Below are 20311 nucleotides of genomic sequence, written 5' to 3' on the forward strand. Positions count from 1 at the left end.
ATTTACGGATGAACAGTTGCCCGCGATCAGGTTACGAACCGGACTCCTCGGCCCGCGCGAGCAGCAGCTCCCGCTCGCGTTCGTTGCGCGCGAGCCCCGCCGCCCGTACGAACTCCTCGCGGGCCTCGGCGGTCCGCCCGAGCCGTCGCAGCAGGTCCCCGCGCACGCTCGGCAGCAGGTGGTACTCCCGCAGGGCGGGTTCGCCGGTGAGGGCGTCGACGATCTCCAGCGCCGGTTCCGGGCCGTCGGCCATCGACACGGCGACGGCGCGGTTGAGCTCGACGACGGGCGAGGGCGTGCGGGCGGCGAGCAGGCCGTAGAGCGTGGCGATGCTCGCCCAGTCGGTCTCCTCGTAGGTGTACGCGTGCGCGTGGCAGGCGGCGATGGCGGCCTGGAGGGCGTACGGCCCGGGCGCGCCGGTGGCGGTGGCGTCGGCGCGGTGGAGGGCCTGGATGCCGCGGGCGATCAGCATGCGGTTCCAGCGGCGGCGGTTCTGGTCCTTGAGGAGGACGGGCTCGCCGTTCGGGCCGGTGCGGGCGGCGGTGCGGGCCGCCTGGAACTCCAGGAGGGAGGTCAGGGCGTGGACCTCCGGCTCCTTCGGCATGAGGGAACTGAGGACACGGGCGAGGCGCAGGGCGTCCTCGCAGAGCGCGGGGCGCAGCCAGTCGTCGCCCGCGGTGGCGGCGTAACCCTCGTTGAAGATCAGGTAGATGACGTCCAGTACGGAACCGAGGCGGGCCTCGCGCTCCGGCCCGTACGGCACCTCGAAGGCGATGTTCCTGGTGGCCAGCGTCCGTTTCGCGCGGACGATGCGCTGGGCGACGGTCGGCTCGGGGACAAGGAACGCGCGGGCGATCTCGGTGGTGGTGAGGCCGCCGAGGAGGCGGAGGGTGAGGGCGATGCGGGCCTCGGCGGACAGCACGGGGTGGCAGGCCGTGAAGACGAGCCGGAGCAGGTCGTCGTCGATGTCGTCCGGGTCGGCGGGCTCCTCGGGCGGTGCGGTGGTCTCCAGGTCCCGGCCGATCTCCTCCAGCTTGCGGGCGTAGTTCTCCCGGCGCCGGATCAGGTCGACGGCACGGCGGCGGGCGGTGGCCATGAGCCAGGCGCCCGGGTTGTCGGGGACACCGTCGCGCGGCCACTGCTCCAGGGCGGCGACCAGGGCGTCCTGGGCGAGCTCCTCGGCGATGCCGATGTCACGGACGAGGCGGGTGACGGCGGCGATGATGCGGGGGGACTCTATGCGGAAGACGGTTTCGATGGCGTGGGTGGTGTGCGTGGCGTGCGTGGCGCGCTCGGCCTGCTCGGCGCGATGGGCGTGCTGGGCATGGGTGGCGGTGGGCTGCTGTTCCACAGCCCACCATGCAACACCCCGGACGGCTTCAGGCCAAGGAATGTCAGCCCTCCGCGATCTCCCGGACCTCACAGGTCACGGTCCAGTGGTCCTCGTGCACCTTGAGGAAACGGGTCGCCCACTCCAGGGCCTCGGCCCGGTCCTTGCACTGCATGATCGCGTAACCGCCGATGACCTCCTTGGACTCGGTGAAGGGGCCGTCGGTGACGGAGATCTCGCCGCCCTGCCAGGTCACGCGGGTGCCCTGCGCGGACGGGGTGAGCCCGGCGGTGTCGAGCATGACACCGGCCTTGGTGACCTCCTCGATCAACTCGCCCATGCGCTGCATCAGCTCGGGGCTGGGACCTTCGGCGGGCATGGTGCTCTCGTCGATCCGGACGAGGGAGAGGTAGCGGGGCATGGTGACTCCTCGGTGAGTTCTGGTTCGGCAGGCCGGGTTCCGGCCCTTCACCCTTGCGTCGATCAGGACCGGCCCGGATCGACAGACTCACCGGTTTTTCTTCGAAGAATTTCCGGACGGACGTTTCCGCAGGCCAGGTCAGTCGACGAAGTCCTTGAGCTTCCCCGTGTCCAGTGTGAACCCCACCGGGTCCGGCAACTCGATCTCCGCTCCAAAGGCCCGGGTGGTGACAGAGCGGTAAACGCCGCCTTCGGGATCGGCATGGACAGTCACGCTGTCCAGATCTCGGTCGACGAGGAGGTAGACGGGGATGCCGGCGGCCGCATAGCCGTCCGGCTTCTCGATCCTGTCACGCCGGTCCGCGTCGCGGTCGTGGGAGGTGACCTCAACGACCATGAGGACGCCTGCGGGGTTGGCCCACTCACCCTCGCCCACGAAGTACTCCTCGGGGGCCAGAGCACCGTCCGGCTTGGCTCGCCCCTTGCGGTACGCCTCGACCTTGAGCCCTTGTTCCGGATAGAGGAACAACTCAGGACGATGCTGCATGCACCGCTTGAGAAGCCAGGCGACGATCTCGCCGTGGTTGCCGTCCGGCATGGGCTTGACCCCGATCTTCCCGTTCAGGAACTCCAGGCGCGCGGACTCCGGCGCGTGACGTGCGAGCTCCTCGAATTCCTCGACGAGCATCTGGGGCCGGTCGGATGTCCTGGGGGTCATGGCGTCGCCTCCTCCCCTCCATCCTGCCCCGGTTTCCGGCGGGCTGTGCTGCAAGGTCGTCATGCGTCCACTCCTTTCTGTGTACGAGGCCGGGCGCGCAGAGCCGTGCGCAGTCGCCCCGCATGGGCGTGGACCTGCTCGGCGGCGAGGACCGGCCGTCCGCCACGGCAGCCCTCGCACAGGCCTCCGCGCAGTCGGGCACCCTCCCCCGGCTCGCCGCAGGCGGTACAGACGACCTCGTACCGCGTGCCCGGAGGCTGCGGCAGTGGCTCGGGCGGCAGCTTCGCGACGAGCCGGGCGCGTACGAATCCGTACGCGTGCGCCACCTCCTTCGGAAGCCCCGCCGACACGGCGTGCACGAGCTGCGCCTCGCTCGCGCCCCGCTCGAACCATTCCGCCGCGCTGCCCTCCAGCGCGCCGCACTCCCCCGCCGAGAGCGTCAGCCGGGGGTCGATCCGGCCGAGCCGGGCGAGCACGCCGTACGCGGCCGAACGCACCGCTTGCGGCGACGGCCTGGTGACCGGAGCCTCCCCGGCGAGCAAGGCGTCCCACCACGCGTCGTCGCGCGCGGTGCGGGAGAAGAAGGTGTGCCAGACCCAGCGGGGTTTGCCGTCGAGGGTGACCGGGCGGCGGACGCGGCGCAGATGGCCCGCCGCGGAGAGGTTGTTGAGGGCGGTACCGATGGCGCACTGGCCGTACGGGAGGTGCTTGGCCAGCGTCTTGATGGAGATGTCCGCCTCGTCGTCGAGCCGGTCGAGGTACATGGCGATCGACGCCTCACGGGCGGGGAGGTGGTCGAAGTCCCGTCCGGTGCGCGGCTCTTGGCCGGGGGCGGACTTCTTTCCGTAGCCGGGATTGGCCTTCGGGTGCGCGGACGGGCGCGGGGCAGCACTAAGCTGGGCGGCAGCCATGGATCGAGTCGCATTCGGTCTCGTGGTGAGACCCCCGCGTGGTGTTGGAGCACCCACGGGGGTCGACGCTTTCGTGGCGCACGCTACACGCTCGACACGCTATGACGCGACCCGATCACGAAAAGTCATCTCGCCTGGCCAGAAGGCGACTTGGGAGGGCGGGCGGGTTGAGCCACCCATCCATTCCTTGCAAAAGGATCTCGAATCCCGGGCCCCGAAGCTCAAGTGCCGAGGTCCGCAAGAGATTTACAGCGGGCCGGTGCGGTCAGGCCACGCCGGTCCAGAGGCGGACGGTCCCGTCCACGCCGGCGGTCACCAGGAGACTGCCGTCAGGGCTGAAGTCCATGGCGGTGACCTCGTCCATGTGACCGTGCAGGGTTCTGACGTAGGACGGGATCGCGTCCGTGGACCACACCTGGATGGTGCCGTCGGCTCGAGATCCGTAGACGTCGCCTGTAGGGGCGAAGGCAAGGACAGCCTGGCTCGGGTGGAACGCGGCAGCGGAGGAGAAGGGCATTTCTCCGGCCTCCTCGTGCCACTCGTTCCCGGCCCCGAGCTGCCACAGCCCGTTCCTGGAACCCGTGACGTAGAGGCAGTCGCCGCGCGGGCCGGCGAGCACGCCGTCCGGGTGATCGCTGTCCGCAGAGAGCTGCCCGGTCGCCAGGAGCTGGCGGTTCGATTTCCTGAACTCGGGTGCCCGGTAGGCGCTGACGCCCATCTCCTCGTCACGGACGAGCAGTTCATCCTGGCTCAGGAAGGACACCGCCCCCAGGTTGGGGTCCGTGGAGCCGATGCGTTTCAGCGTCTCAGGCAGCCCGTGGTCGCCGACACGGCCCACGATGTAGCCCGTCGAAGGGTCGGAAAAGTCGTCGTCGTAATACGTGCCGGCCAGGTAGCGGCCTTGGGGGTGGAAGGCGAGGAAATGCACCGCTCCCGTCTTCCAACGGCCCCGGAAGACGGGCTCCCGTTGTCCGACGTCCCAGAGTTCCACCTTCTTACCGCGTGCGACGGCCAGGACGCTGCCGTCGGGGTCGAAGGCCAGCGCGCGAACGGTCGAATGACGGTATTTCCCTTCGGGGAGAACCCGCTGATCGGAAACGCCGACCAGCCGTGACCCCGACAGCACACTGCCCCACCAGACCCTGCCGTCACTTGTTGCCCAGACCAACTGGTTCTGGCGAATACCAGGCCGGAATGCCACGGCGGTCACGGCCTGTCCGCTCGGATCCGCGAACACCGTCCTGCTCTCGTCCTGTTGGTGGGCGACGCCCGCGCCCGCACCGGCGAGGGCCGCCGTCAGCCCTGCCGTCAGCACGACCCTTCGGCGGATACCCTCCGGCTCCGTCCACCCCGGGGTGCGCGAAGGCCTGTTTTCGCCGACCGGCTGCCCGGCGAGCGCCTCTTGGAGCCGTATGTGCCGGAACTGGTAGGTGCCGCTGGACTGACGCAGGATCTCCCGCTGCCGGACGTCCTCGAGGAAGTCCAGCAACCGCCACGGCAGCCGGCCCCGTGCGGCCAGCCACCATCGGGCCAGCACGAAACGCGGCCAGGCACGGGTCAGAAAGACGAAGATCGCGAACACGGTTCCCGGCAACAGCATCGACGGCCCTGGGCCGTAGCCTCCCGCGTGGTAGGCATGATCCGATCGCGCCCACTCCGCCCGGAGGTAGGCACCTGTCTCGGCGTCGCCGGGCCAGCCCGGCCAACCAGTGCACCAGCGAAAGAGGAGACCTCCTGCCGACAGCCCCGCCCACAGTCCGTACATCGCGGTTATACCGAAGACCACGCCAGCCACCAGCGCACCAGCCAGGGCCGAACGACGGTCTTGCGCAACGGAGTTGGCGGCGCTGACCTGGGCAGCGCGGGAGGGGGGCGCGTTGAGCCATCCATGTGCGGCGAGGGCGAGTCCGGTGACGAAGCTCAGCGCGGCACACACGGTGAGCAGCTTGGCCAGGTCTTCGGCGCCCTGCAGCGTCCCCGGCCCGAGCGTGGTCCCCACCACGACGACGAGGGTGACTCCGCTCGCGATGGGGACGACGAACGCCGCACTCAGCACCGCTCCACTGCGGAACCCTCGTCGCAGCCTCCCCGCGGATCCGCTCGGCGACCACGAGAGCCTTCCGGGCAGCGGACTGCCCGCCGCATACCAGAGGATCGAAGCGACCAGCGCGAAGAGGCCTGCGGACCCCAGCGCCCATGCCACGATATAGCCGAACGGCGGATCCGCTGCGAAACCTGCGGTGGCCCAGACCCAGAGGACGGCCACCCCCGCGAGCAACAACCCCACGACGAGCGTGATGACCGGTCCCACCCACACGGGCAACAACCGTCCCCCGAGCAGCCACCACGCCAGATCACGCTCCCGATGCTCATGCAGATGGCTCGCCAGGAACGTCAGCCACCGCCGCGCCTGCTCAGGACTCCACCGACCGCGCTCTCTCTCCTCCCCTCCTGCGTACACCGCCTCCACCACCTGATGCGTCAGGTGATCCTCCACTGCGTACCGGCAGTCGAACCGGTCCTCGTCCAACAGCTCCGCGGGCTCCCGACCTCCGCGCTGATACACCAGCCGGGCCGTGGTCACCATCAGTGGCGTCGACAGGGCCTCGGCCAACGGTCCGGGCCGCTCATTCCGCAACCGTTCGAAGACGCCGCTCCAGTCGACGCCCGCGGGCCATGCCGCCTCACGGAGATAACCGATGACGTCGTCCGGCGAGACCGGCAGCACCTCCACCACTGGCGCCTGCCGCAGGCGAGGCGCGCCGCCCCGGATCAGTTCCTCGTACTCGACGGCACGGCACGTGACGACAGCAGGGCGGTCCGCGCCGATCGCCTGGTTGATGCCGCGGATCGCACCGCGACGGGCGGATTCCGGGATCTCGTCCAGACCGTCGAGCACCGGCAGCAGCAGTCCGTGGGAGAGCAGGATGCGCGGGATCTCCGGGTCGCCGCCGTAGTACGGGACGGCGAGGGTACGCACGATCCAGTCGTCGAGCCGCTCGCGCAGCGGGTCCCAGGAGGAGACGGGGAGCAGAACCGGAACGCGGCCGCCCTGTTCTCGGGCTCCCAGCAGGCCCAGGGTCAGCAGTATCGCCAATACCGTCTTGCCGGCGCCAGGCTCCCCGATGGCGACGAGCCGACCGTGCTCCAATCTGCTGTACCCATGGGCGAGTTGCTCGATGGAGCGGTCGAAGCGCCCGTCCAGACGGCCGTCGAGGCGCACCCTCAGCACCCGTCCGCCCGCTGCCTCCGTCCGTGGCTCGTCGGCGACCTCTCTGCCGGTCGACGCCCAGGCGATCGGCAACACGCGAGGGTCGCGCAGCCGACGGGTCTCCGCCTCCTCCAGCCACTGCGCCCTGACTGTGTGTGCCAGGTCGTCCGCGTACCCGGCGGGATCGGGAGAGGCCGGCTCCTCCCGCAGGAAGTCGAAGAGGGCCAGGAAGAGCGAAGCGATCCCGACGAACAGACCACCCACCGTGGCCACGTGATCAGACGCGTCGCTGACCAGCATCCACACAGCAAGACCGACCGACCCCGCACCGGCGGCGGCGAGAAGGCCGACGCGGACGAGGCGCCGACGCACACGCGCCCGTCGTAACGGCCCCCGAAGCACAGCACCATTATGGGCACCCAGGGCCCCTCTGGACCGCCCCTCGGGGGTAGCGCCTCAGGTCGCATCGGTGCTCAACAGGCGCACTCAGAACTCCGCATGCTCCCGTCATTTCACCTCGAACCCGAACCCCGCCTTCGCATACGGCGCCCCGATCGCCTTGGGCCCGACCAGCAGCGCCGCGTCCGTCACCACCCCCGTCGGCCGTCCCCGCAGCTCCCACACCGCCCCGTTCCCGCCGTCCTCCCCCACCGCCGCTGCGGCCAGGTCGGCGTATCCGTTGCCGTTGATGTCGAGGAGTTGGACCGCGGAGCCGAAGGCGTCGGCGAGTTCGGCCGTGCCCGGGACGGCGGGGGTGTTCTGGGTGAAGGACTGGGCGCCCTTGCCCGTCAGGCCCGTCTTCGTGCCGCGCAGGACGTCCACCGCGCCCGCGTTGTCGTCGTAACCGATCTCGGTGCCCGGGACGCCGACGGCGAGGTCGTCGATGCCGTCGCCGGTGATGTCGGCGGCGGAGACGGAGGCGCCGAAGCGGTCGACGTCGGAGGCGGTGCCGGGGACGCCGGGGGTGTCCGCCGAGAACGTCACCCAGGTGGCGCGGGGGCGCGGGCCCGCAGCCGACCCGTACACCACGGTGACCTGCGAGAAGTCCGTGCCGCCCACGGCCACGTCGGCGTATCCGTCACCGTTCAGGTCGCCCAGGGCGATGCCGCCGTCGCCGTTCGGGAGGCTGTCGTCCGGCGCCGGGGTCGGGCCCGAAGCCGAGCCGGTGTAGAAGCGGGTGCAGTAGCTGCCGTCGCCGCAGTAGACGGTGAGCGCCAGGTCGTCACGGCCGTCGCCGTTCACGTCACCCGTGGTGCCGCCCTCGATGTCGTAGTACTTGAGGTGGTCGGCGTCGAGGGCGGTCTCCGCGCCGTGCCCGCCGGTCCGCGCGAACGGGCCGTTCCACACGGTCGCCGTGCTGCCGTTCGGGTCGTCGCCGGCGGAGGGGCGGGTGCGGAAGAGGGCCAGGTCGGGCTTGTGGTCGCCGTTGAAGTCGCCGGTCTGGGTGCTGGTGGCGGGCACGGATTTCGCACCGGAGCCGGTCAGGCCCCCACGTCCACCCCAGACGATCACCGCGTCGGTCTCACCGGCCCGGTTCCCGACGACCAGATCCGCGTAACCGTCACCGTCCAGGTCCCCCCGGGACACCTGCGCCCCGAACCCCTCACCGCTCGCCGCGCTGCCCGGGATCCCGTCCGTGGAACGGGTTATGACGGTCCGTCGGGTGACCGACAGACCGTGCGGGCCGCCGTACATCACCGTCACGTATCCCGCCTTGGCGTGCCCGGCGACGGTGGCCCCGGGGGCGCCGACCACGAGATCCCCGTAACCGTCACCGTTGAAGTCCTCCCGGACGGACGCCGGCGCCGCCGCCTCCGCCTGGGTCATCGACTCCGGCGGAGTCACCCCCAGCCCGATCAGGCCCGCGACCACCGGGATCGACCAACGGGCGGGCAGAGTAAGGGAAAACACCGGGGGACCCCCTCGTTAACGGTGACATCAAGGAAGACGCGTCACCGGGGAACGGGGTTGTAACCGACCGGCGTCACCTCAGCGCAGCGACTCCCACAGCTCGCTCGCCGCCGGCTCCTTCGCCACCACCCGGTTGTGGTCCGACGGGGCCGTGACCACCGGCATCGTCACCGTTTTCACCGAGTCGGCGGAGAGGCTCTCCAGGCTTCGGCCCAGGCCCACCAGCTCGCTGATCGAGTCCAGGCCGGTGTCGGTGGTGAGGCTGCTGGTGACCGCCTGGGCGACCTCGTACAGCTTCGCCGGGTCGGTGAGCAGGTTCGTCGAGGCCATCTGCTTCAACAGGGCCTTCACCAGCTTCTGTTGGAGGCCTATGCGGCCCAGGTCGCTGCCGTCGCCTATGCCGTGCCTCGTGCGGGCGAGAGCGAGGGCCTGCTTGCCGTTGAGGTGATGGGTGCCCGCCTTGAGGTGCAGGTGGCTGTCGTCGTCGTCGATGTCCTCGTCGGTCGTGACCGTGACCCCGCCCAGCGCGTTCACGAGCTTCGCGAAGCCCGAGAAGTCGATCTCGATGTAGTGGTCCATGCGGACGTTGGTGATCGACTCGACCGTCTTCACCGCGCACACCGGCCCGCCCACCGAATAGGCGCTGTTGAACATCGCGTTGTACGCCACCGCCGTGGAGCCGCCGGACTTCAGCGGGCAGGACGGCCGCGTGACCAGCGTGTCGCGCGGGATGCTGACGATCGTGGCCTTCTTACGCCCCGCGTCGATGTGCACCACCATCGCCGTGTCGGAACGCGCCCCGGAACTGCTCCCCCCGCCCAGCGCCTTGTTCTCCTTGCCGCTGCGCGAGTCCGAGCCCAGGACCAGGATGTTCAGCGAACCGGTGGGCAGCGGCGTCGCCGAGGCGGACGCGGACGCGGATGCCGACGGGGTCGTCACACCCTTCGCCGGGCGGTCGTCGCCGAGCGCCTGGTCGATGTCGACGCTCTTGATGTTGCTGTCGAGGTGCCAGTACGCCAGTCCCGCCGCGCCCGCGGCCAGCACCAGCAGGCCCGCCAGGGTGAAGCCGGCGATCTTCAGTACGGTCGACCGCCGGCCCCTGGGTCTGCCCGCGTCGCCGCTCTCCTCGTGTCCCTCAAGGTGTCCCGTCACGGGCAGGAACGTAAGTCCGAATTATTAGGAGATTGTTAGCGACGACCGCGAGCGACGGTTTTCTTCGGAAAATCTCACGCTTCTCAGCGGCCCGTCAGGTGAGGGTCACGGTCGGTACGGGGTTGCTGCCGCTCCACGATCCGTTGAAGCCGAAGGTCACCGAGCCGCCGCTCGGCACCGTCCCGTTGTACGACGCGTTCGCGCAGCTCACCGCCGAGCCGCTCTGCGTGCACGTCGCGTTCCACGCCTGCGTGATCTGCTGCCCGGCCCCGAAGGTCCAGCCCGCCCGCCAGGAGGACAGGGCGGCCGTCCCCGAGCAGGCGATCGTCACCTGTCCCGTGAAGCCGGTGGCCCACTGACTCGTCACGCTGTACGTCGCCGAGCAGCCGTCCGTCGACTGGGTGCCGCCGAGCGCCTGGGCGATCGCGTAGTACGCCGGTTTCGGCGCGTAGTTCTCGTCGTACGGCGTCGCGGCCCCGTACCCCGGGAAGGTGCTCGGCACCCAGGAGTCGGAGTCGGTGAAGCCCCAGACGGTGACGCCCGCGCACCGGGTCACCGCGACGCACGCGGCGAGCACCGACTTGTAGTCGGCGGCCTGCTGGGCGAGCTTCGTGCTGTCCGACGGCAGCGCCATGCGTACGTCCAGTTCGGTGATCGCCACGTCCACGCCGAGGTCGGCGAAGCGCTGGATGTTCTGCTGGAGCGTGGCGGGGACCTGGCCGAGGATCAGGTGGGCCTGGAGGCCGACTCCGTCGATCGGGATTCCGCGGCTCTTGAGGTCCTTCACCAGGTTGTACAGGGCGGTCGACTTCGCGTTGACGCCCTCGACGTTGTAGTCGTTGATGTACAGCCTGGCGTCCGGGTCGGCGGCCCGCGCCCAGGTCAGGGCGTTGGCGATGTAGTCCGCGCCGAGGCCGTTGTACCAGAGGGTGGAGCGGTAGGTGCCGTCCTCGTTGAAGGGTTCGTTGACGACGTCCCAGGCGGCGATCCTGCCCTTGTAGCGGCCGACCTCGGTGCTGATGTGGTTCTGGAGGAGGCTGCCGAGCTGGGCGGAGGTCCAGCTGCCGTTCGTCAGCCAGCTGGGGTTCTGGCTGTGCCAGACCAGGGTGTGGCCGCGCACCTGCTGGTTGTGGGCCTGCGCGAAGGCGACGATCTGGTCGGCCTCGGTCCAGTTGAAACTGCCCTGGGCCGGCTCGACCGAGCCCCACTTCATGGCGTTGCCGGGGGTGAGCGAGTTGAACTGGGCGCCGGCGATGTCCCCGTAGCTGCCGGTCAGCTTGGACCCGGTGACCGCCGTACCGATGACCTTGCCCTTGGCGGCGGCGAGGTCGCGGAGGGGGGTGTCGGCGGCGTGCGCCGCGGGCGCCGTGAACAGCACGGCGACGCTGGTGACGAGTGCCGCCAGGGATAAGCCCGTTCTCAGAGATCGCATTGCGGGTACCTCCGAAAGTTTCGGCTGAACAACCGATTGGCTTCGGAGCAGTGTGGGGCGACCCACAACAGCCGTCAATACAGACCCGCTAAACGGCAGGAGCCGCCGCCGTGCTCGAACGCACCACCAGACTCGTCGCCAGCTCCACCCGCGTCGCCACCGGCGCCTGGTCCTCCCGCCCCAGGTCCAGCACCAGCTTCGCCGCGGCCTCGGCCATCTCCGTCAGCGGCTGCCGTACGGTCGTCAACGGCGGCCCCACCCAGCGCGCCACCGGCAGGTCGTCGAAGCCGACCACACTCAGGTCCTCCGGAATCCGCAGCCCCAGCTCGCGCGCGGCCTCGTAAAGACCGAGCGCCTGAAGGTCGTTGAGGGCGAAGACGGCGGTCGGCCGGTCCGGGCGGCGCAGCAGTTCCAGACCCTGGCGGTAGCCGGTCTCGTGGTGGAAGTCGCCGGTGGCGATGAGCGACGGGTCGACCGGGAGCCCGGCGGTTTCGAGGGCGGCCCGGTAGCCGTCCACACGCGCGCGGCTGCACATCATGTGGGACGGACCCGTGATCGCGCCGATGCGGGTGTGGCCGAGTTCCACCAGGTGCCGGGTGGCGGCGAGGCCTCCCTGCCAGTTGGTCGCGCCGATCGAGGGCACGTCGACGCCCGGGTCGCCCGCCGGGTCCATCACCACGAACGGGATGGAGCGGCTGGTCAGCAGCGCCCGCTGGGACTCGTCGAGGCCGGACAGGACGAGGATCACACCGTGCGGGCGGCGCGCGGCGACCTGGTCGGCCCAGGTGCGGCCGGGGGTCAGCCGCCCGGCGCTCTCGCTCAGCACCACGCTCAGGCCGGTGTCCCGGGCCACGTTCTCCACGCCCCGGATCACCTCCATCGCCCAGGCGCTCTCCAGCTCGTGGAAGACCAGGTCGAGCAGGGGCGAGCGGCTGGCCTCGGCTCGTCGGCGCCGGTAGCCGTGCGCACGCAGCAGTTCCTCGACCCGGGTGCGGGTGGCCGGGGCCACGTCCGCACGGCCGTTGAGGACCTTCGAAACAGTCGGCGCGGACACGCCGGCCTCACGGGCGATCTCGGCGAGGGTGGCGGTCTGTGTCGACCGGCCTGTCGTCGCGGTTGTCGTCCGTGTTTCAACGGGCTCGGGGGGCGTCATGGCGGCGATCGTATCCCTGCGCGACCTCTTGACGAACCCTTGCGCCCGGCCTAGGTTCCCGGAACATTCGATACTTACAACGAAACATTCGCAGTCAGCATTCGTGAGAGGGCCGCACCCCACTCGACAAGAGCAGGAGTTTCATGACCACCGCCCCTTGGCGTGACCCCGCCCTGCCCGCCGACTCCCGCGTCGACGACCTCCTCTCCCGGATGACCCTCGAGGAGAAGACCGCCCAGCTCTACGGCGTCTGGGTGGGCGCCGACACCGACGGCGACGGGGTCGCCCCGCTGCAGCGCGAGATGTCCTCCGACTACGACTGGGACGAGCTGATCACCCACGGCCTGGGTCAGCTCACCCGCCCCTTCGGCACGGCCCCGGTGGACCCGGCGCTGGGCGCGCAGGCACTGGCCCGCGCCCAGCGCCGTATCGCCGCCGCGGGCCGCTTCGGCATACCCGCGCTCGCGCACGAGGAGTGCCTGGCCGGCTTCACCACCTGGCGGGCCACCGCCTACCCGGTACCGCTCGCCTGGGGCGCGAGCTTCGACCCCGGGCTGGTCGAGGAGATGGCCCGCGCCATCGGCCGCGACCTGCGCTCGGTCGGCGTGCACCAGGGGCTCGCCCCGGTCTTGGACGTCGTACGGGATCCGCGCTGGGGCCGCGTCGAGGAGACCATCGGCGAGGACCCGTACCTGGTCGGCACGGTCGCCACCGCGTATGTACGGGGCCTGGAGTCGGCCGGGATCGTCGCCACGCTCAAGCACTTCGCGGGGTACGCCTCCTCGGCGGGCGCCCGCAACCAGGCACCGGTGCGGGCCGGCGTGCGGGAGTTCGCGGACATCGTGCTGCCGCCCTTCGAGCTGGCGCTGCGCGAGGCCGGGGCGCGCTCAGTGATGGCCGCGTACACGGACACGGACGGCGTCCCGGCCTCGGCCGACCCCGGCCTGCTGACCCAACTCCTGCGCGAGGAGTGGGACTTCACCGGCACGGTGGTCTCCGACTACTTCGGCATCGGCTTCCTGCAGAGCCAGCACCGGGTGGCCGGCACGGAGGCGGAGGCGGCGCACGCGGCGCTCGCGGCCGGCCTGGACGTCGAGCTGCCCACCCTGAAGTGCTACGGCACACCGCTCGTCGAGGCGGTACGGGCGGGCGAGATCCCCGAGTCCCTGATCGACCGGGCGGCCCGCCGGGTGCTGCTCCAGAAGTGCGAACTGGGCCTCCTGGACGAGGACTGGACCCCGGAGCCGACCGCCCCCATCGACCTCGACTCGGCGTCGAACCGCGCCATCGCCCGCCGTCTCGCCGAGGAGTCGGTGGTCCTCCTCGACAACCCCGACGGCCTGCTCCCGCTGGCCCCCGACACCCGGATCGCGGTCGTCGGCCCACGCGCCGCCGACGCCCTCGCCATGCTGGGCTGCTACTCCTTCCCCTCCCACGTCCTCACCCACCACCCCGAGATCCCGATGGGCATCGAGATCCCGACGGTCATCGAGGCCCTGCGCGCCGAACTCCCGGACGCCAAGGTGACGTTCGCCGAGGGCTGCGGGGTCGACGACCCGGACCCGGCCGGCTTCGAGGAGGCGGTGGCGCGGGCGGCCGAGGCGGACGTGTGCGTGGCGGTCCTCGGCGACCGGGCGGGCCTGTTCGGGCGGGGCACCTCGGGAGAGGGCTGCGATGTGACGGACCTTCACCTTCCGGGCGTGCAGGGCGACTTGCTGGACGCCCTGGTCGCCACCGGCGTCCCGGTGGTCCTGGTCCTCCTCACCGGCCGGCCGTACGCACTGGGCCGCTGGCACGGCCAACTCGCCGCCGTAGTACAGGCGTTCTTCCCGGGCGAGGAGGGCGGCCCGGCGGTCGCGGGCGTCCTGTCCGGCCGCGTGAACCCGTCGGGGCGGCTCCCGGTGAGCGTCCCGCAGGTGCCGGGCGGCCAGCCGTGGACGTACCTCCAACCGCCTCTGGGCCTCGCGGGCGAGGTCAGCAACCTCGACCCGACTCCGCTGTACCCCTTCGGACACGGGCGCTCGTACACGACCTTCAGCTGGGAGTCGGACTCCACGGGGGCGGAGATCGGCACGGACGGCTCGTACGACGTCTCGGTCACGGTCCGCAACACCGGCGGCCGGCCGGGCGCGGAGGTCGTACAGCTGTATCTGCACGACCCGGTGGCGAGCGTGACGCGTCCGGACGTACGGCTGATCGGTTACCGGCGGCTGGAGTTGGCGCCCGGCGAGGCGGCCCGGGTCACCTTCGCCTTCCACGCGGACCTGTCGGCGTTCACCGACCGTTCAGGTGCGCGGGTGGTCGAACCCGGCGCGCTGGAACTACGGTTGGCGAAATCGAGCACGGACGTACGGCACACCGCCCGGCTGAACCTCGTGGGACCGACGAGGGTGCTCGGCACGGACCGGCGGCTGTTGTGCGGGACGGAGGTGTCGGGGCCGGTGTGATCCCCGGCCCGGGGGACGCGGGGTCCGATGCACAGGTACGTGTACCACGAGTTGGCGGCCGGGGTGACGTGGCTGGCCGGCGCTCTGATCGGGTGGACGGCCGCGGTGGTGGTGCGGGGGAGCGTGCCCGTGGGCGGCGACACCGTGCTCAAGGTGATCGCCTACACGGCCGGATGCCTCGCGGTGCTGACGCTGCTGCACGTCTCGGGGATCAGGTGGGTCAGCGGGATACGGGACCTGCGGGGCGCGGTCCCCCTGCCGAGCGACGCCCGGCTCCCCCGCCCCGCCCCGTTCCACGTACTCCTTTCCCCGCCCTACGTGCTCCTCTTCCTGGCTCCGGTCCTGCTCACGTACTTCTGGCCGGACGACTCGCTGATCGCCTTCCTGCTGCCCATGGACTGGCTGGCCAGGGCAGCGGCGGCCGTCTGGTTCGAGCGCAGGACCGGCCGGCGGGTGTGGCGGGGGTACCACCACCAGGAACCGTGGCGCCTGACGTACTCCCCCACCACCAAGTGACCGGCACCCCTTACCAGAAGAGAATCCGGAACCGGCCACCCCGGAAGATGTAACGGGCGTAGCAGCCGCTGGCCGCGGCGACCAGCGCGCTCAACAGAAAGCCACCGAAGTCACCGTCCCTCAGCCCCTTCATCCCGGCGACGACACCGGCCACCGCGACCAGACACCAGAACCCGCCGAACACCGCACGCGACAAGCTCTCCCGCGCCCCGAGCGGAGGCCCGGGCGCCCGGTCCGGCACGGGCGGCCCGACCGGCATGGGCGGCACCGAGGGCACCGGCGGCACCCCGCCCGGCTCGGGGCGGGCGTCGGGGGAACCGTGCACGGAGTCACTCATGACGTTCCCCCTCCCCTACTCGCCGTCGTCCCGGCCGTCGGCCGGTCTGGACCCCGTCGTGCCGAAGGCGGCGGCCAGCAGGTAGAGCACCGCTCCCGCCGGGATGATGAAGACGCCGACCGGGAAGTAGTACGTGCCTGAGGTCTGCTTGGCGACATAGACGCCGTAGACCAGCAGGAACGCGCCGCCGATCACCGACCAGGCCCTGTCCTTCACCGCGACCTTCGGCAACATGAGCCCGCACACCAGAAGCACGGCCCCCGAGATCACGGAGAAGACTTCGTAGACACCCCAATGCATGACTGATCCCCCCACTTTCAGAACTGACCCTTGTACTGCTCGATCACCGCACCCAGCGACTCGCTCGGGTGGTAGCTGCACTCGTAGCGGATGGCCGGCAGCGCGAGTGGGCTGCCGAAGCCGCCGAGCCCCTTGGACGTGGCGATGTCGACGAGCGCCTGGGACTCGGTCCCCTGGTCCGCGTTCAGGAACTCCTTGCAGGTCGAGGACGCGGAGAGCCCGTCGCCCCCGCTGCCGCCGCCGATGACGGCCGGGATGCCCTTGAACACGAGGAGGAGCAGCACCACGACGCCCACGGCCATCAGCACGTACCGCCCAAGAGGGTTCTCCTGGTTGACGTCCCCCTCGTACGTGTCGCCGTCCCGGTGCTGGGTGACGTCCCCCTCGTAGATCGAACCGTCCCCGTTCACCACCCGGTTGTGGTCGCCGTACGTGTCCCGCCGGTCCCCGATCCGCGCGTCGCCGTCGCCGCCGATGCTGATCGACCTGACGCTCACCCCGGCCGGCCGCTCGGCCTTCGCGTCGCGCACCGCCCCGGCGAGCGCGAGCCTGAAGTCGCCGTCCTCCTCGGCCTCCTGTCGCAACAGGTACTCGACGAGGGAGCTGTTGGCCGGGTCGCGGGTGAAGTCCTCCCACTCCCGCCCGTTCCCCCTGCCGCGCAGCCGGTCCGCGACCAGATCCGACAGCAGTCGGGTCGCCACCCCCTGCGCCACTTCCCCCGCGCCCGCGGCCGCCGACGACATGGCATGCGTCAGAATCCGGACAGCCTCGACCGCCATTTCTCCCACCTGCATTGGCCCCCCAGCCCTTTCCCCCAGTTGGCATGCGTCGGCCGACAGCACATTCGAGCCGTCATGGGACGGAATCGGCCAGAAGGCGCATACCGAGAATGAGGAATGTATTGGTCCGGACCGTGGGCAGATGGGAGAAGTCGTCCGGCTTTACGCAAGTGAGATATGTAACAGGGTAGATAGGCATACGACATATGCCGCTCATGTCCGTAACGGGCGGACGGAGTCAGTCGGCCGCCACTGACTCGAACCGCCACCGATGCACCGCCCGCATGACCAACTCCCCGTCCGGCTCGGGGAGTTCGGGCAGCTCGGCGTCGTACGGCGCGTCCCACCAGGTGATGACCAGGACCCGGTCCTGGGGTGCGCGGAAGGTCTCCCGGCGCAGGGGCTCGGGCGTCAACTGCTGTGCCCGTGCCCAGGTCAGCAGGTCCTCGCCCCGGCCTTCCGCCGCCCGTGCCTCCCACATGAGGGCGACCGTCACGAGTAGAGGTTCTCCTTGCTGACCTCGTGGACGTGGTCGTGACCCGGGACATGCGGGTCGGTCACCGGCAGGGAGGAGTCCGCCGACAGGTCCCAACTGGAGGCGGCGCGGCCGCGGGCCACCATCTCCGCACCCAGCGCGGCCACCATCGCCCCGTTGTCCGTGCACAACTTGGGCCTCGGTACCCGGAGTTGGATGCCCGCCTTCTCGCAGCGCTCCTGCGCCAGCGCCCGCAGCCGCGAGTTGGCGGCCACGCCGCCGCCGATCATCAGGTGCTCGACGCCCTCGTCCTTGCACGCCCGTACGGCCTTGCGGGTCAGCACGTCCACGACCGCCTCCTGGAACGAGGCCGCCACATCACGCACCGGCACCTCCTCCCCCGCCGCCCGCTTCGCCTCGATCCAGCGGGCCACGGACGTCTTCAGACCGGAGAAGGAGAAGTCGTACGCGGGGTCGCGCGGCCCGGTCAGGCCGCGCGGGAAGGCGATGGCCGACGGGTCGCCCTCCTTGGCGTACCGGTCGATGACCGGACCGCCGGGGAAGCCGAGGTTGAGCACGCGCGCGATCTTGTCGAAGGCCTCGCCCGCCGCGTCGTCGATGGTCGCGCCCAGGGGCCGTACGTCCGAAGTGATGTCCGTGGACAGCAGCAGGGACGAGTGCCCGCCGGAGACGAGCAGCGCCATCGTCGGCTCGGGCAGGGCGCCGTGCTCCAGCTGGTCGACGCAGATGTGGGAGGCGAGGTGGTTGACGCCGTAGAGGGGCTTGCCGAGCGCGTAGGCGTACGCCTTCGCCGCGGACACGCCGACCAGGAGCGCGCCGGCGAGACCGGGGCCCGCCGTGACCGCGATGCCGTCCAGGTCCTTCGCACTGACGCCCGCCTCCTTCAGCGCGCGGTCGATCGTCGGGACCATCGCCTCCAGGTGGGCGCGGGAGGCGACCTCCGGCACGACGCCGCCGAAGCGGGCGTGCTCGTCGACGCTGGAGGCGACGGCGTCGGCCAGCAGCGTGGTGCCGCGCACGATGCCGACGCCGGTCTCGTCGCAGGAGGTCTCGATCCCCAGGACCAGGGGTTCGTCAGCCATGGATCTCGGTTCCTTGTACGGAGGTTGATGGGTCTGTCAGCCGCATGACCAGGGCGTCCACGTTGCCCGGCTGGTAGTAGCCGCGTCTGAAACCGATGCCCTCGAAGCCGAAGCGCTCGTAGAGCTTCTGGGCGCGGATGTTGTCGATCCGGCACTCCAGCATCACTTCGGCGCACTCGAAGGCGGTGGCGGCCCGCAGCAGCTCGGTCAGCAGCAGGCCGCCGAGGCCGGTGCCCCAGTGGTCGCGGGCGACGGCGATGGTCTGGATGTCGGCCAGGTCCCCGGAGGCGGCGAGGCCCGCGTAGCCGACGATCCGGCCGCCGTCCTCGGCGACGAGGTACCGTCGCGTCGCCTCGGCGCCGCGCGCGTGGGCCAGCTCGGACCAGAACATGCCCCGGGACCAGGCGTCCTCGGGGAAGAGGTCCTTCTCCAGCTCCAGCACGGGATCGATGTCCCACCAGCGCATCTCGCGCAGCCGAGGGGTCACGGGTGTGGTCACTTGGGGGTGACCACCTTGTAGTTCTTGGGGACCTGGGCGTCGGGCCGGCGCAGGTAGAGCGGCCGGGGCGCCGGCAGCTCCTCGCCCGCGGCGAGCTTCTCGGCGGCGAGGCCCGCGAGGGCCGCGGCCGACACGTGCTCGGGCTCGTGGGCGTCCGGGAAGGTGTCCGGGTACAGCAGCGCGCCCGCGCCGACGGCCGGCAGACCCTTGACCTGCTCGGCGATGTCGGCGGGCCGGTCGACGGCCGGGTCGGTCAGCCGGGTCCGGGAGTCGGCGTACCGCGCCCAGTAGACCTCCTTGCGTCGGGCGTCGGTCGCCACGACGAAGGGGCCCTGGCCGATGTCGGCCGCGAAGGCGAGGCCGTCGAGGGTGCAGACGCCGTGCACGGGCACGCCGAGGGCGAGCCCGAAGGTGTCGGCGGTCATCAGCCCGACGCGCAGGCCCGTGTACGGACCGGGCCCGATCCCTACGACGATGCCGGTGACGGCGTCGAGCCTCAGTCCGGCCTCGGCGAGCACCCGGTCGACGGCCGGCAGCAGCAGCTCCCCGTGCCGGCGCGCGTCCACCTGACTCGACGAGGCGATGACGTCCGTGCCGTCGTGCAGGGCGACGGTGACGGCCGGGGTGGCGGTATCCAGAGCGAGCAAGAGCACGCAAACAGCCTACGGCGCTTCGGGCCGCGGCATTGCCGCCCGGCTGGTACCCGTCTGTGCTGCTACGGTCGCCGGGATGCACGGCGTACGAGGCGATGGGTCAGGTGGGCGACGGTGGCGAACGGCAGCTCCGGATTCGTGTTCGGGCTCACCACGGCGGCGCTCGTGACGGTCGGGGTCCTCGGCTACCAGGCCTCCGCGACCGTCCCCGCGGACCTGGGCAAGCCGCACGCGAGCGCCTCCCCGGCGGCCGCCGTCAAGGCACCGCGCGACAAGAGGAACCCCACCGCCCTGCCGGGGAACTCCGGCACCGGCGAGCGGGTCGTGTACTCGCTGGACGACGACCGCGTCTGGCTGGTCGACGCCCGCAACAAGGTCACCCGCACCTTCACCGTCACCCCCGGCAGCGTCGACCCGCTCCCGGGCGCCTATCCGGTCACGTCCCGCTCGAACACGATCACCGGCACCGACGGCACCCCCATCGAGCACGTGGTCCGCTTCGCGAACGTGGACGGCGTCGCGGTCGGCTTCAGCGCGGCGGTGAAGAAGGCCAAGTCGGCCCCCGACCCGGGCGTCCGCACGGGCGGCGTCCGCGAGTCCCGCGAGGACGGCGACGCGATGTGGGCGTTCGCGACGATCGGCGCGAACGTGGTCGTGATCCGCTAGGCCGCTTCCCTGCCCTGCTGCACCGGTCGCCGTGGCACCTCGGGGTCGGGGAGCCGGGGCGGGGTCGAAATCGCGCTGGCCGCGGCGCACGACGCCAGCAGCTCGCGCATGGACACGCCCGCGACGACGGCGTACGGCTTCTGCTCGTTGCTCTCGGTGGCCGGCATGGACGCCTCCTGAGGACCCGGGGGCGGGCGTAGTTAGGTAGACCTAACTACGAGCTGGGTACCATGTGACCACGCGCAAGACGCCGAATGCAATATCTTGCCGACGTCTTGTCGGAAACGTTCACGGAAAT

20 protein-coding genes are annotated in these 20311 nt (G+C 70.8%); 3 read left to right on the forward strand and 17 right to left on the reverse strand.

The genetic code is table 11. The annotated features are described in order from the left end of the window. Positions 1-31 precede the first annotated feature (31 nt). From ABZ848_RS13150 to ABZ848_RS13190, 9 genes are all read right to left on the reverse strand, one after another. Positions 32-1258 (reverse strand): sigma-70 family RNA polymerase sigma factor, encoded by a 1227-nt coding sequence (locus ABZ848_RS13150; RefSeq protein ID WP_360830932.1) that lies wholly within the window; start codon positions 1256-1258, stop codon positions 32-34. Positions 1259-1394: 136 nt separating this feature from the next. Beyond that, entirely contained in the window at positions 1395-1751 is a 357-nt protein-coding gene (locus tag ABZ848_RS13155) for a YciI family protein (RefSeq protein WP_360830001.1), read from the reverse strand. A gap of 138 nt (positions 1752-1889) precedes the next feature. Then, complete coding sequence (locus tag ABZ848_RS13160; RefSeq protein WP_360830935.1) at positions 1890-2468, reverse strand: Uma2 family endonuclease; 579 nt, start codon at positions 2466-2468, stop codon at positions 1890-1892. A 59-nt stretch (positions 2469-2527) separates the two neighbouring features. Further along, the gene (locus tag ABZ848_RS13165) at positions 2528-3379 is read right to left on the reverse strand and encodes a hypothetical protein (RefSeq protein ID WP_360830003.1); all 852 of its coding nucleotides are present in this window, start codon (positions 3377-3379) and stop codon (positions 2528-2530) included. Positions 3380-3644: 265 nt separating this feature from the next. Beyond that, a complete protein-coding gene (locus tag ABZ848_RS13170; protein ID WP_360830006.1) occupies positions 3645-6602 on the reverse strand; it encodes a hypothetical protein in 2958 nt (985 codons plus the stop codon). A 495-nt stretch (positions 6603-7097) separates the two neighbouring features. Then, positions 7098-8501: an FG-GAP-like repeat-containing protein gene (locus ABZ848_RS13175; RefSeq protein ID WP_360830009.1), complete on the reverse strand. Its 1404-nt coding sequence runs from the start codon at positions 8499-8501 to the stop codon at positions 7098-7100. A 78-nt stretch (positions 8502-8579) separates the two neighbouring features. Beyond that, positions 8580-9653, reverse strand: coding sequence for an LCP family protein (locus ABZ848_RS13180; RefSeq protein WP_360830012.1), 1074 nt, complete (start codon positions 9651-9653; stop codon positions 8580-8582). Positions 9654-9747: 94 nt separating this feature from the next. Beyond that, positions 9748-11085 (reverse strand): endo-1,4-beta-xylanase, encoded by a 1338-nt coding sequence (locus tag ABZ848_RS13185; RefSeq protein WP_360830015.1) that lies wholly within the window; start codon positions 11083-11085, stop codon positions 9748-9750. A gap of 88 nt (positions 11086-11173) precedes the next feature. Next, the gene (locus ABZ848_RS13190; RefSeq protein ID WP_360830018.1) at positions 11174-12238 is read right to left on the reverse strand and encodes a LacI family DNA-binding transcriptional regulator; all 1065 of its coding nucleotides are present in this window, start codon (positions 12236-12238) and stop codon (positions 11174-11176) included. A 143-nt stretch (positions 12239-12381) separates the two neighbouring features. Here ABZ848_RS13190 and ABZ848_RS13195 point away from each other — a divergent pair, with 143 nt between their 5' ends. Together ABZ848_RS13195 and ABZ848_RS13200 are read left to right on the forward strand one after the other, a co-directional pair. After that, complete coding sequence (locus tag ABZ848_RS13195; protein WP_360830021.1) at positions 12382-14685, forward strand: glycoside hydrolase family 3 N-terminal domain-containing protein; 2304 nt, start codon at positions 12382-12384, stop codon at positions 14683-14685. Positions 14686-14712: 27 nt separating this feature from the next. Then, a complete protein-coding gene (locus ABZ848_RS13200) occupies positions 14713-15201 on the forward strand; it encodes a hypothetical protein (RefSeq protein WP_360830024.1) in 489 nt (162 codons plus the stop codon). 10 nt (positions 15202-15211) lie between these two features. Here the strand turns inward: ABZ848_RS13200 and ABZ848_RS13205 are convergent, their stop codons facing one another. The 7 genes from ABZ848_RS13205 to tsaB all read right to left on the reverse strand — a co-directional run bounded on the left by ABZ848_RS13205 (position 15212) and on the right by tsaB (position 19347). After that, complete coding sequence (locus ABZ848_RS13205; RefSeq protein WP_360830027.1) at positions 15212-15538, reverse strand: hypothetical protein; 327 nt, start codon at positions 15536-15538, stop codon at positions 15212-15214. 15 nt (positions 15539-15553) lie between these two features. Further along, entirely contained in the window at positions 15554-15838 is a 285-nt protein-coding gene (locus ABZ848_RS13210) for a hypothetical protein (RefSeq protein WP_360830030.1), read from the reverse strand. 17 nt (positions 15839-15855) lie between these two features. Further along, positions 15856-16617 (reverse strand): hypothetical protein, encoded by a 762-nt coding sequence (locus tag ABZ848_RS13215; protein WP_360830033.1) that lies wholly within the window; start codon positions 16615-16617, stop codon positions 15856-15858. A 238-nt stretch (positions 16618-16855) separates the two neighbouring features. Further along, positions 16856-17113: a hypothetical protein gene (locus ABZ848_RS13220; RefSeq protein ID WP_360830036.1), complete on the reverse strand. Its 258-nt coding sequence runs from the start codon at positions 17111-17113 to the stop codon at positions 16856-16858. Beyond that, entirely contained in the window at positions 17110-18195 is a 1086-nt protein-coding gene (tsaD, locus tag ABZ848_RS13225; RefSeq protein ID WP_360830039.1) for a tRNA (adenosine(37)-N6)-threonylcarbamoyltransferase complex transferase subunit TsaD, read from the reverse strand. The genes ABZ848_RS13220 and tsaD overlap by 4 nt, the downstream gene beginning before the upstream one ends. Beyond that, the gene (gene rimI, locus ABZ848_RS13230; RefSeq protein WP_360830042.1) at positions 18188-18694 is read right to left on the reverse strand and encodes a ribosomal protein S18-alanine N-acetyltransferase; all 507 of its coding nucleotides are present in this window, start codon (positions 18692-18694) and stop codon (positions 18188-18190) included. The genes tsaD and rimI overlap by 8 nt, the downstream gene beginning before the upstream one ends. After that, positions 18691-19347, reverse strand: coding sequence for a tRNA (adenosine(37)-N6)-threonylcarbamoyltransferase complex dimerization subunit type 1 TsaB (gene tsaB / locus ABZ848_RS13235; RefSeq protein ID WP_360830045.1), 657 nt, complete (start codon positions 19345-19347; stop codon positions 18691-18693). Before tsaB ends, rimI begins: the two co-directional genes overlap by 4 nt. Before the next feature lie 114 nt (positions 19348-19461). Here tsaB and ABZ848_RS13240 point away from each other — a divergent pair, with 114 nt between their 5' ends. Further along, positions 19462-20013, forward strand: a complete 552-nt coding sequence (locus ABZ848_RS13240; protein WP_360830048.1) for a hypothetical protein — start codon at positions 19462-19464, stop codon at positions 20011-20013. Here ABZ848_RS13240 and ABZ848_RS13245 read toward each other — a convergent pair. Continuing rightward, positions 20010-20180: a hypothetical protein gene (locus tag ABZ848_RS13245; protein WP_360830051.1), complete on the reverse strand. Its 171-nt coding sequence runs from the start codon at positions 20178-20180 to the stop codon at positions 20010-20012. The two genes, ABZ848_RS13240 and ABZ848_RS13245, sit on opposite strands and share 4 nt — an antisense overlap. Between the last annotated feature and the right edge of the window lie 131 nt (positions 20181-20311).

The sequence above is a fragment of the Streptomyces sp. NPDC047081 genome (assembly GCF_040643775.1).
Taxonomy (GTDB): domain Bacteria; phylum Actinomycetota; class Actinomycetes; order Streptomycetales; family Streptomycetaceae; genus Streptomyces.